At 57.7% G+C, this 12,166-nt stretch carries 10 protein-coding genes and 1 pseudogene; 10 read left to right on the top strand and 1 reads right to left on the bottom strand.

Features of this window, described 5'->3' with window-relative positions; translation table 11 throughout:
- Positions 1–241: 241 nt before the first annotated feature.
- From M1D87_RS06905 to rfbA, 7 genes are all read left to right on the top strand, one after another.
- Positions 242–1,210, top strand: a complete 969-nt coding sequence (locus M1D87_RS06905; RefSeq protein ID WP_421091865.1) for a UDP-glucose 4-epimerase family protein — start codon at positions 242–244, stop codon at positions 1,208–1,210.
- Positions 1,207–2,220: an MraY family glycosyltransferase gene (locus M1D87_RS06910; protein WP_421091864.1), complete on the top strand. Its 1,014-nt coding sequence runs from the start codon at positions 1,207–1,209 to the stop codon at positions 2,218–2,220. Before M1D87_RS06905 ends, M1D87_RS06910 begins: the two co-directional genes overlap by 4 nt.
- A gap of 58 nt (positions 2,221–2,278) precedes the next feature.
- Positions 2,279–4,282 carry a polysaccharide biosynthesis protein gene (locus tag M1D87_RS06915; protein ID WP_421091863.1) on the top strand — a complete coding sequence of 668 codons (2,004 nt, stop codon included), beginning with the start codon at positions 2,279–2,281 and terminating at the stop codon, positions 4,280–4,282.
- 202 nt (positions 4,283–4,484) lie between these two features.
- Positions 4,485–5,027 carry a dTDP-4-dehydrorhamnose 3,5-epimerase gene (gene rfbC / locus M1D87_RS06920; protein WP_137137998.1) on the top strand — a complete coding sequence of 181 codons (543 nt, stop codon included), beginning with the start codon at positions 4,485–4,487 and terminating at the stop codon, positions 5,025–5,027.
- A gap of 126 nt (positions 5,028–5,153) precedes the next feature.
- Entirely contained in the window at positions 5,154–6,224 is a 1,071-nt protein-coding gene (gene rfbB / locus M1D87_RS06925; protein WP_061550843.1) for a dTDP-glucose 4,6-dehydratase, read from the top strand.
- On the top strand, positions 6,221–7,117 hold the full coding sequence (gene rfbD / locus M1D87_RS06930; protein ID WP_421091862.1) for a dTDP-4-dehydrorhamnose reductase: 897 nt from the start codon (positions 6,221–6,223) through the stop codon (positions 7,115–7,117). Before rfbB ends, rfbD begins: the two co-directional genes overlap by 4 nt.
- 5 nt (positions 7,118–7,122) lie before the next feature.
- Positions 7,123–8,004 carry a glucose-1-phosphate thymidylyltransferase RfbA gene (gene rfbA, locus M1D87_RS06935; RefSeq protein WP_043936075.1) on the top strand — a complete coding sequence of 294 codons (882 nt, stop codon included), beginning with the start codon at positions 7,123–7,125 and terminating at the stop codon, positions 8,002–8,004.
- A gap of 113 nt (positions 8,005–8,117) precedes the next feature.
- Here rfbA and M1D87_RS06940 read toward each other — a convergent pair.
- A pseudogene (locus tag M1D87_RS06940) lies at positions 8,118–8,521 on the bottom strand (hypothetical protein); the annotation flags it as partial.
- 397 nt (positions 8,522–8,918) lie between these two features.
- Here M1D87_RS06940 and M1D87_RS06945 point away from each other — a divergent pair.
- The 3 genes from M1D87_RS06945 to wecB are packed head-to-tail and all read left to right on the top strand — an operon-like array spanning position 8,919 to position 11,928.
- Positions 8,919–9,779 carry a dTDP-4-dehydrorhamnose reductase family protein gene (locus M1D87_RS06945; protein WP_461241466.1) on the top strand — a complete coding sequence of 287 codons (861 nt, stop codon included), beginning with the start codon at positions 8,919–8,921 and terminating at the stop codon, positions 9,777–9,779.
- 21 nt (positions 9,780–9,800) lie between these two features.
- Positions 9,801–10,811 (top strand): polysaccharide biosynthesis protein, encoded by a 1,011-nt coding sequence (locus M1D87_RS06950; RefSeq protein WP_133978601.1) that lies wholly within the window; start codon positions 9,801–9,803, stop codon positions 10,809–10,811.
- Positions 10,804–11,928, top strand: a complete 1,125-nt coding sequence (gene wecB / locus M1D87_RS06955) for a non-hydrolyzing UDP-N-acetylglucosamine 2-epimerase (RefSeq protein ID WP_461241467.1) — start codon at positions 10,804–10,806, stop codon at positions 11,926–11,928. Before M1D87_RS06950 ends, wecB begins: the two co-directional genes overlap by 8 nt.
- Positions 11,929–12,166: the final 238 nt, after the last annotated feature.

Genomic DNA, 12,166 nt, shown 5'->3' on the forward strand with positions numbered 1-12,166 from the left:
GGGCCTGACTTCAGTGGATGTTGCTGCTCATGGGAAAAGCGGGGTGTCCGACTTGGATTTGTGGATTTGCTTCGGATTGATTATGGTCGGCGCTAATCAATCACTTCAAACCCTTGGGATATGCTACAGCGCCTATGGATCAGGCTCGCTTCAACAGAGATTTATAGGGATTAGGTAAATTGTCCTACGTTGTTGCGTGTTTTTTCGGGCGGCCCAGCCAGTCAACCCTTACAGTGATCAGGTGAGAATGAAAGTAATTTTGACGGGCGCTTCCGGCTTCGTCGGTGGTGCAGTTCTCGAGGCGCTCGGTCGCATGGCAAATATGCAAACGGTCGTACCTTTGCGTTCCCCTTTGCGCTCGATGCCGACTGGGGTTCTTAGCTACCCTATTGCAGATCTCACAGATGACCAGACTGCGCCCTTGAAGGCCCACGCTCCTGATGTGGTGATTCATTGTGCGTCGCGCGTACACATCATGGCTGATACAGCCGATGACCCACTGACTGAATTTCGTCGGGTCAACGTCGACGGCACCTTGGCTCTGGCTCGCGCCGCCAGCGCTAGCGGTGCTCGTCGTTTCGTGTTCGTCAGCTCGATCAAGGTCAATGGCGAACAGACCCGTCCCGGCTGTGCATATCGTGCTGATGATATACCGCAACCTGTCGATCCTTATGGGGTTTCCAAGCATGAAGCGGAGCAGGGCTTGTTGGCGCTCGGTGCCCAGACAGGCATGGAAATTGTCATTATTCGCCCCGTGCTGGTCTATGGCCCCGGTGTGAAGGCTAATTTCCGCAATATGATGCGTTGGTTAGACCGAGGCGTACCTTTGCCTTTCGGCGCGATTCACAACCGTCGTAGCCTAGTCGCGCTGGAAAATCTGGTGGATTTGGTACTGACCTGCATCGATCACCCAGCAGCTGCCAACCAGATATTTTTGGTCAGTGACGACGAGGACCTGTCCACTACTGAGCTCCTCACGCGTATGGCTCATGCCTTGGGCAGGCCCGCGCGTCTGCTCCCGGTGCCCTCCTGGATGCTTAGTGGTGCCGCTAGAGCGCTAGGCAAAGGTGCATTGTCTCAGCGTCTGTGCGGTTCGTTGCAGGTTGATATTAGCAAAACCCGTGATTTGCTCGGTTGGCGGCCTCCAGTGCAGGTGGATACCGCCCTTCTGGCAGCGGCCAAGTACTATCAGGAAGATGACAACCAATGATGCTTTTGTGTGCTTTATTTTTTGTACTGCTACTTTCTTTTTTGATGACTGCGGGCCTGCGCCGTTACGCGCTTGCGCGCAGTGTTATGGATGTACCAAACGCGCGAAGTTCGCATACAGTGCCCACTCCGCGGGGTGGCGGGGCCGCCATTGTATTGACATTTTTGTTGGCCATTATAGGGCTCATGCTTACCGGCGCCGTCGACAGACATGTGCTGATAGCGCTGGGCGGCGGCGGGGCATTGATCGCCATCATTGGCTTCATGGATGATCACGGCCATATCCCCGCACGCTGGCGGCTGCTGGGGCATTTCATTGCTGCAGCCTGGATGCTGGTCTGGATGGGGGGGCTGCCGGCGTTGATCTTTTTCGGCTGGCACGTGGACATGGGCTGGGTGGGTGGGGTGCTCGCCGCCGTCTACTTGGTCTGGCTACTCAACCTATATAACTTCATGGACGGCATCGATGGCATTGCCAGTATCGAAGCGATCACTGTTTGCCTTGGTGCAGGTGTCCTATACTCACTTTCTGGTCTGGATAGCCATGTTCTTTTGCCACTGGCACTGGCCGCAGCAGTGGCAGGTTTCCTAGTTTGGAACTTTCCGCCTGCCAAAATTTTCATGGGCGACGCAGGCAGTGGGTTTCTTGGAATTGTCCTAGGCGGCCTTTCGCTGGAGGCGGCTTGGGTGGCGCCCAACCTACTTTGGTGCTGGCTGATTCTGCTCGGTGTGTTCATAGTCGACGCGACCCTTACACTAATACGCCGCTTGCTTCGGGGTGACAGGGTCTACGAGGCGCACCGCAGCCATGCTTATCAGTTCGCCTCTCGAAAATTCGGCAGGCACTTGCCGGTCACATTGGCTGTCGCCGTATTGAACCTATGCTGGTTGCTGCCCATAGCCTTTTGCGTTGCTCAGCTGGGCTTAGATGGCGCAGTTGGTTTGGTGCTGGCCTACATTCCACTTGTGCTGCTAGCAGTACGGTTTCGCGCGGGCGAAATTGAGAAGTGATTAAGGTATTGTGAGCGAGTCAATGGCAGGGATTTTATGGAACCGTTTCAGAAAAAGGATGGACAAGGTGCGCGCTAAACTGCTTGCTCTACCACGTAGACACAAACGTTTGTTGCAGGTGGTGACCGACGTCGTTCTGATCTGGGCCGCCTTGTGGCTGGCATTCGTGGTACGTCTTGGCATCGACGAGTTAGCCAACCCCATCCTCGACCATGGCTGGCTGTTCCTCGCCGCCCCGATGGTAGGTATCCCCTTGTTCATCCGCTTTGGCCTGTACCGCGCGGTAATGCGCTATTTCGGCACCGATGCGCTGATTGCTATCACCAAGGCCGTTACTCTGTCTGCACTTATCCTCGGTTTCATCATCTATTGGGCCAGCAACCATCAGAACGTTGTGCCACGCTCCATCACCTTCAACTACTGGTGGCTGAGCCTTATTATGGTCGGCGGGCTGCGCTTGGCCATGCGCCAGTATTTTCTTGGTGACTGGTTTACCGCCGCAGTACAGCACGTACCCTTTACCGGTAACAGTCGCGGCGACGGCCTGCCAAGGGTGGCCGTATATGGCGCCGGTGGCGCCGGCAACCAATTGGTTGCAGCCTTGCGGTCCGACCGAGCGCTGCGCCCGGTAGCGTTCATCGACGATGACCCGAGCATCACCGACAGGGTGATTGCCGGCCTGCAGGTGTACCGCCCTGACCAGTTGCAAGACATGATTGATGCTACCGGCGCCCAGGAAATTTTGCTGGCCATACCATCCTCCACCCGCACCCGCCGCCGCGAGATCCTCAACTTCCTCGAAGGCTACCCGCTGCATGTGCGCAGTATCCCCAGCTTCATGGACCTGGCCAGCGGCAAAGTCAAGGTGGACGACATCCAGGAAGTGGACATTGCAGACTTGCTGGGCCGTGATGCTGTGCCTGCACAGCCTGATCTGCTGGAACGCTGCATTGTCGAACAGACCGTGATGGTTACCGGTGCCGGTGGTTCGATCGGCTCGGAACTGTGCCGACAGATTTTGGGCCAGGCGCCGAAAACCATGCTGTTGTTCGAGCACAGCGAGTTCAACCTGTACAGCATTCTCTCCGAACTCGAGCAGCGCATAGCCCGCGAATCGCTGTCGGTGTGCCTGGTACCAATCCTGGGTTCGGTCCGCAACCAGCCGCAACTGTTCGATATAATGAAAACCTGGCGGGTCGACACCGTCTATCACGCCGCCGCCTACAAGCACGTGCCGATGGTGGAACACAACATCGCCGAAGGCCTGATGAACAACGTCATCGGCACCCTGCACACCGCCCAGGCTGCGCTGCAGGCCGGCGTTGCCAACTTCGTGCTGATTTCCACCGACAAAGCTGTGCGCCCTACCAACGTGATGGGCAGCACCAAACGCTTGGCGGAAATGACCCTGCAAGCCCTTAGCCGGGAAATGGCGCCAGTGCTGTTCGGCGACAGCAGCAATGTCTCGCAGGTGAACAAGACACGCTTCACCATGGTTCGCTTCGGCAATGTGCTGGGCTCGTCGGGCTCGGTGATTCCGCTTTTCCACAAACAGATCAAGGCGGGTGGCCCGCTGACTGTCACCCACCCGAAGATCACTCGTTACTTCATGACTATCCCCGAAGCGGCGCAGCTGGTGATTCAGGCCGGCTCGATGGGCAAGGGTGGTGATGTGTTCGTGCTGGATATGGGCGAGCCGGTGAAGATAGTGGAGCTGGCTGAGAAGATGATTCACCTGTCCGGCTTCAGCGTGCGCTCCGAACGTAACCCGATGGGCGATATTGCCATCGAGTTCAGCGGTCTGCGGCCAGGTGAAAAGCTGTACGAGGAGCTGCTGATTGGCGATAACGTGATTGCCACACGCCACCCGATGATCATGAGCGCCAACGAAGATTTCCTAGCCTGGGATATGCTCAAGGAAGCGCTGCGGCAATTGCTGGCGGCCGTGGCTGAAGATGATTTTGTGCGGGTACGGCAGTTGTTGCGCGAAACTGTGAGCGGCTATTCGCCGGAAGGCGAGATTGTCGACTGGATTTACCAGCAGCGACGGCTGGAACCCTGATTCAGCTGCAGTGCGTGGGTTAGTCTTGCTCAAGGCTCAAAGGTTTGGGCTTTTCCTGTGGGGCGGGGTTACCCGCGAATAATACGACGCGGTATTTGGCACCGGCCACGCCGGTGTTCGCGGGTAAACCCGCTCCCACAGGGGTAGGGAATGCCTACCCCAGCAATCTCCTGCCCCATGCTTTAACTTTCAAGGCCGTTGAATGAAAGCAACCCCTCTCGCAATACCCGAAGTACTCCTGCTCGAGCCAAACGTATTCACTGACGAACGTGGATTCTTCTTCGAAAGCTTCCACCACGCAGCTTTCGAACGTGCCGTAGGACGTCCCGTCAACTTCCTTCAGGACAACCACTCCAGCTCGCGCCAGCACGTCCTGCGTGGCTTGCACTATCAGGTACACCAACCCCAAGGGAAACTGATAAGGGTAGTGGCTGGTGAGGTGTTCGATGTCGCGGTAGATCTGCGCCGTTCATCGCGTACCTTCGGCCGTTGGGTCGGTGCCCACCTTTCAGCACACAACAAGCATCAACTCTGGGTCCCGGAAGGTTTCGCGCACGGCTTCGTAGTGTTGTCCGACCATGCGGAATTCCTGTACAAGACCACGGCTTACTACGCCCCCAAATTCGAACGTTGCCTAGCCTGGAATGACCCAGCGGTCGGCATTCAATGGCCTATCGAACATCCATTCCTGTCAGGCAAGGACCAATTGGGCAAAGCGCTGCAAGAGCTGGACTGCTTCGATTGAGCGAAGTAGCCCGCGCGGCCATGGTCGGGTGCCATATTGATATCACCTCTCGCTCTCTGATCAATCGCCGACAGGCTAGAATCCAGAAGGTGGGGGAACAGAAGACGACAGCGGAAGCAGACAAATATGACCATTCTGGTAACCGGCGGTGCAGGCTTTATCGGCGCGAACTTCGTGCTGGACTGGCTGGCCGGCAATGACGAGCCCGTGGTCAATCTCGACAAACTCACCTACGCAGGCAACCTGCAGACCCTTAGCAGCCTGCAAGACGACGCGCGGCACATTTTCGTGCATGGCGACATTGGTGATTCCGCGCTGGTGGAACAGCTGCTGAAAACCCACCAGCCGCGCGCCATCGTCAACTTTGCCGCCGAGTCGCACGTCGACCGCTCGATTCACGGCCCAGAAGACTTCATCGAAACCAACATCGTCGGCACCTTCCGCCTGCTGGAAGCGGTACGCGCGTATTGGGGTGGCCTGGATGAGCCGGCGCGCAAGGCTTTTCGCTTCCTTCATGTGTCCACCGACGAAGTTTACGGTTCGTTGGCCGCCGGCGAACCGGCCTTTACCGAAACCCACCAGTACCAGCCCAACAGCCCGTACTCGGCCAGCAAGGCCGCTAGCGACCACCTGGTGCGCTCGTACCACCACACCTACGGCCTGCCGGTGCTGACCACCAACTGCTCGAACAACTACGGCCCTTACCACTTCCCGGAAAAACTCATCCCGCTGATGATCGTCAACGCCCTGGCTGGCAAACCGCTGCCGGTATACGGCGACGGCCAGCAGATTCGCGACTGGCTGTACGTCAAGGACCACTGCAGCGCCATCCGCCGCGTGCTGGAAGCCGGCAAGACCGGCGAGGTGTACAACGTGGGCGGCTGGAACGAAAAGCCCAACCTGGAAATCGTCAACCGCGTGTGCGCCCTGCTGGACGAACTGCGCCCCCGCGCCGACGGCAAGCCCTACGCCGAGCAGATCACTTACGTGACCGACCGCCCAGGCCATGACCGCCGCTACGCCATCGACGCCCGCAAGCTCGAGCGCGAACTGGGCTGGAAGCCTGCCGAAACCTTCGAAACCGGCATTCGCAAGACCGTGGCCTGGTACCTCGACAACCAGGAGTGGGTGCAGAACGTACAGTCCGGCAGCTACCGCGACTGGGTCGAGAAAAACTACGCAGGGCGTTCGGCATGAAGATTCTGCTACTGGGCAAGGATGGCCAGGTAGGTTGGGAGCTGCAGCGCAGCCTGGCCCCACTGGGCCAGGTGCTGGCGCTCAATTCCCGCAGCCAGGCACACTGCGGCGACCTGGCCAATCTGCCGGGCCTGGCCGAAACCGTGCGCGCCTACGCCCCCGATGTAATCGTCAACGCCGCCGCCTACACTGCCGTGGACAAGGCGGAGAGCGACCGCGAACAAGCCTTCAAGGTAAACGCCGAAGCCGTCGGCGTGCTGGCCCGCGCCGCCGCCGACTGCGGAGCATTGCTGGTGCATTACTCCACCGATTACGTGTTCCCGGGGCAGGGCACTCAAGCCTGGCGCGAAGACGACAGCGTCGGCCCACTGAATGCCTATGGCGAAAGCAAGCTGGCTGGCGAACAGGCCATCCAGGCCGCCGGTTGCCAGCACCTGATCTTCCGAACCTGCTGGGTGTATGCCGCACGCGGCAACAACTTCGCCAAGACCATGCTGCGTCTGGCTGCGGAACGCGACAGCCTGGGCGTGATCGACGACCAGTACGGCGCCCCGACCGGTGCGGAACTGATCGCCGACATCACCGCCCACGCCATCACCGCCACCCGACGCGCCCCGGCCCTGGCCGGCCTGTACCACCTGGCGGCGGCCGGCGAAATCACCTGGTGCGGCTACGCTCGTTATGTGCTGGAGCAGGCAGCGGCCCTAGGTGTGCCATTGAAAGCCCACGCCGAACAGGTCAACCCGTTGACCACCGACGCCTACCCGACCCCGGCCAAGCGGCCGGCCAACTCGCGTCTGGACACCCATAAACTGCAGCAAGCCTTTGCCCTGAACCTGCCAGACTGGCGCCTGGGTGTGGCTCGCATGCTTACGGAAATACACGAGAAATGACCACTATGAAGCGTAAAGGCATCATTCTGGCGGGCGGGTCGGGTACCCGTCTGCATCCCGCTACCCTGGCTATTTCCAAGCAACTGCTGCCGGTTTATGACAAGCCGATGATCTACTACCCGCTGACCACCCTGATGCTGGCGGGTATCCAGGACATCCTGATCATCTCCACCCCGCAGGATACCCCGCGGTTCGAGCAACTGCTGGGCGATGGCCACCAGTGGGGCATCAACATCAGTTACGCCGTGCAATCCTCGCCAGATGGTTTGGCCCAGGCCTTTTTGATTGGCGAAGGCTTTATCGGCAAGGCACCCACGGCGCTAGTGTTGGGTGACAATATCTATTACGGCCATGACTTCCAGCAGTTGCTGCGCAATGCCATGGAGCGTAAAGGGAGCGCTAGTGTATTCGCATACCATGTGCAAGACCCTGAGCGTTACGGTGTGGTTGAGTTCGACGGGCAGGGCAATGCGATCAGCCTGGAAGAGAAACCGGCGAAACCCAAGTCTAACTATGCCGTGACCGGGCTGTACTTCTATGACAACGATGTGATCGAGATTGCCAAGGGGGTCCGACCGTCTGGGCGGGGCGAGCTGGAGATCACTGATGTGAACCGCACCTACCTGGAGCAGCACCGGTTGTCGGTGGAGATCATGGGGCGCGGGTATGCCTGGCTGGATACCGGGACGCATGATTCGTTGCTGGAGGCTAGTGGGTATATCGCAACAATCGAGCGGCGGCAGGGGTTGAAGGTGGCTTGTCCGGAAGAGGTGGCGTTCCGACAAGGGTGGATTGGGGCGGAGCAGCTACTCAAGCTGGCTGAACCGTTGGCTAAGAATGGGTATGGGCAGTATCTGAAGAGGTTGGTGCAGGATAAGGTTTATTAAGTGGAGGTGACACATAGGCAGGGACTTTAAGTACTGTTCCATGATGAGGAGGAAGCTTCTGTCAGCCACGCCGCCAGCAGTTGCCGTTCCGGCACAGCGGTCAATTGTCCTCATCTACTCCTCATTAGTCATTGAGCTTTTTTCGCAGCACCGGCAACGCGGCTGTTTCAGCCAGCGCCTTATCTTACGGCGCAGTTCGCGCTCGAGCTGTTTAATGCGTTTCTGATCCTGACGGGACTGTTCGCGATCAACCTTGGGTGGTGTTTTTTGAGGCGCCTTCCCAATCAGGAAGGCTTGCCGCCAAGCGGCAATCTGCTTGGGGTACAAGCCTTTGTGACGGCAGTATGCACCTAGTTCAATGTCGGACAAGCTGGTAACGCCTTCACGTCTGGCGACTTCGACCATCGTCAGATTGAGTGGAGGGTCCAGCATCTTGAGCAGCTCGGCTTTGCCGCTCAGAGGAATAGTACGGCACAACGGCTCTCTTTCCGTCCCTGGGGTCTGGCTTTAGGTGAATCTGGCGAGGCGACAACTATTCTGACGCCGGGGGAGAGCTTTGCTCCGAATCTCTACTGCAATTGTCGGTGAGCCTAGATCCGGCCGGGACCACCTTACTGGGAGGTCAACCATCTCATGGCCCGCCCTGATGAGTTCCTCGTGGCTTCCTTTTGGCTATAGATGGTATTCTTGGCGGTTTGGGACCTTATCTCGCATTCAGCGCGCTATGTGGTATTTGCTTCCGCCATACGTTTGGTTGTCACCAACATGAAGGTCAAATGGCCTTTGGCTTCTCAAGTATCAGCCTAGCTTATCTCCACACCGCTTGGATTAGTTATGAAAACTCGATCCTTGAGCGCTCTGATCGGCATGCGCGATCTTATCTGAACAAAGCATTTTAAGGACATAACAACGCAGTGAAAATCTTAGTTTTGGGTGTCTCGGGCATGCTGGGCAACGCCGTCTTCCGGTATTTCTCGGCCAATTCGCAGCACCGAGTGGTGGGCACGCTGCGCTCGTCGTCCGGGCGCAGGTTCTTCACGCCTGATCAGGCTGAGCATCTCCTGTGTGGTGTAGATGTACTTGATGCTGACGCGCTGATGGCGGCTTTCGCTAAGGCTAAGCCGGATGTGGTAATCAATTGCGTGGGCCTGATCAAGCAACTGGCTGATGCCAAGGACCCGCTTACTGCACTGCCAATCAACGCCATGCTCCCGCATCGCCTGGCTATGCTCTGCCGCGTGGCTGGCGCGCGCCTGATCCATATCAGTACCGATTGCGTATTTTCGGGTGCCAAGGGCATGTACCGGGAGCAGGACGAGTCTGACTGCACCGACTTGTATGGCAAGTCCAAATACATTGGCGAATTGCACGACCTTGACGATGCCGTAACGCTGCGTACATCCATCATTGGTCATGAATTGCAAAGCAATGCATCGCTGGTCGACTGGTTCCTGTCCCAGCAGGGTAGTGTGAAGGGTTTCACCAAGGCGGTTTTCTCGGGGCTGCCGACCGCCGAACTGGCCCGGGTGATGCTGGATTACGTCATTCCCAACCCTGCGCTGAAGGGGCTTTACCACGTTTCTGCAGAGCCGATCGACAAGTATGAGCTGCTCAGGCAGGTGGCGAAGGTTTACGGCAAGGACATCAATATCGTACCGGACGACAAACTGGTGATCGATCGTTCACTGGACTCTTCTCGCTTCCGTGCAGATGCGGGCTACCAACCACCTTCCTGGCCTGCACTCATTCAATTCATGCACGCACAGAATCACTAAAGTACAGCAAGGAGCGCACACATGTTCGACAACAAGATTCTGATGATTACCGGTGGTACCGGTTCTTTCGGCAATACGGTACTCAAGCGTTTTCTGAATACCAACGTCAAGGAAATCCGCGTTTTCAGCCGCGACGAGAAAAAGCAGGAAGACATGCGTATTGCCTTGTCCAACGACAAGGTGAAGTTTTATATCGGCGATGTGCGTGACTATCAAAGCGTGGCAGAGGCCATGGTCGGAGTGGATTACATCTTCCATGCCGCTGCGTTGAAGCAGGTGCCGTCCTGCGAGTTCTATCCGATGGAAGCCGTGAAGACCAATGTCATCGGTACCGAAAACGTGCTGAATGCGGCCATCGCCAACGGAGTACAGCGCGTGGTAGTGCTGAGCACCGACAAGGCAGTGTACCCGATCAACGCCATGGGCATTTCCAAGGCAATGGCGGAAAAACTGATGGTGGCCAAGTCACGGATGATTCCTCAGCAGGGCCCGGTGATCTGCGCCACTCGTTACGGTAACGTCATGGCCTCGCGGGGGTCGGTGATTCCGCTGTTCGTCGATCAGCTCAAGGCCGGCAACGAACTGACAGTGACCGACCCGAACATGACGCGCTTCCTGATGTCGCTGGAGGACTCGGTGGATCTGGTGCTGCATGCCTTCGAGAACGCCCAGCAGGGGGACATTTTCGTGCAGAAGGCGCCGGCCTCTACCGTGCAGGAGCTGGCAGAAGCGCTGCGCCAGTTGTTCAAGCGGGAAAACCCGATCAAGGTGATCGGTACCCGACATGGCGAAAAGCTCTACGAATCCCTTATTTCCCGCGAGGAAATGGCCAAGGCCGACGACATGGGTCGTTACTACCGCATTCCGGCCGACAACCGCGACCTGAACTACAAGAAGTACTTTGTTGAAGGCGAGCAGCATATCTCCGAGCTGGATGACTATACCTCCCACAATACCGAGCGGCTCGACATCGACGGCATCAAGGCCCTGCTGCTGAAACTCGACTATATCCAGGAACAACTCAATGCTTAAGGTCATGACCCTGGTCGGCACCCGGCCCGAACTGATCAAGATGAGCCGCGTCATCGCTGAGCTCGACGAGCAGGCCAACCATGTACTGGTGCATTCCGGCCAGAACTACGATTACGAGCTCAACCAGGTGTTCTTCGATGACCTGGGCATTCGCAAGCCGGATCACTTCCTGGGGGCGGTGGGTAGCACGGCAGCCGGTACTATCGCCGAAGTCATCGCCAAGTCCGATGAAATCTTCGAGCTGGAAAAACCCGACGCCCTGCTGCTGTATGGCGACACCAACACGTGCCTGGCCGTGATCGCTGCCAAGCGTCGGAAGATCCCTGTGTTCCACATGGAGGCGGGTAACCGCTGCTTCGATCAGCGGGTGCCGGAAGAGCTGAACCGCAAGGTGCTCGACCACCTCAGCGACATCAATATGGTGCTGACCGAGCATGCCCGGCGCTACCTGCTGGATGAAGGTATCCGACCGGAAACCATCATCAAGACCGGTTCGCACATGCAGGAGGTGCTGGACTACTACCGACCTCGTATCGACGCTTCCACGGTACTGGAGCGCGAGGGGCTGGAGGAGGGGAAGTACTTCATCGTCAGCACCCACCGTGAAGAAAACGTCGATACGCCACAGAATCTGCGCGATCTGCTGGCTTCGCTGCGCGCCCTGGCCGATACCTATGGCTTCCCGATCATCGTCTCCACCCATCCGCGTACCCGTAAGCGCCTCGAGGACCTGGGCGAAAGCCTGGAGCATCCACTGATCCGCTTCGTCAAGCCTTATGGCCTGCTGGACTATATCCGTCTGCAGATGGGCGCGTTGTGTGTGCTCTCGGACAGCGGCACCATCACCGAAGAGGCTTCGCTGCTGAACTTGCCAGCGGTCACGATCCGTAACGCCCACGAGCGCCCGGAAGGCATGGATGAAGGCACCCTGATCATGTGCGGCCTTACCCCGGACCGAGTGCTGGATGCCGTGCGTGTGGTGATCAGTCAGCATGACCGTAACAAGCGGGTGATCCCGGTGGTGCAGGATTACCTGGGCGGCCCGGTCTCCAAGCAGGTGGTACGGATCGTGTACAGCTACACCGACTACATCAACCGCACGGTCTGGACGAAATAAATAGCAGATATTATCGGATGGTTTTACCTTAACTGTCTCTGGGCACTCTTCGATATTTGGCCGAGTGCCCACTATCTTTGTTTTTTTGGGGGGCTGTAGATCAAGTCTGAAGGCTTGTGCGTACGCGTATGATCGCGTGCAAGTCGTTCCTGAAGCATGGGGGCACGCTTAACTTCGATTGTTGGATGAAGTGAGTCGACTTTCGGTGCTTCCAGCAGAATTATGGTTAGTCGGAAGC

This window comes from Pseudomonas sp. SA233, assembly GCF_054792385.1.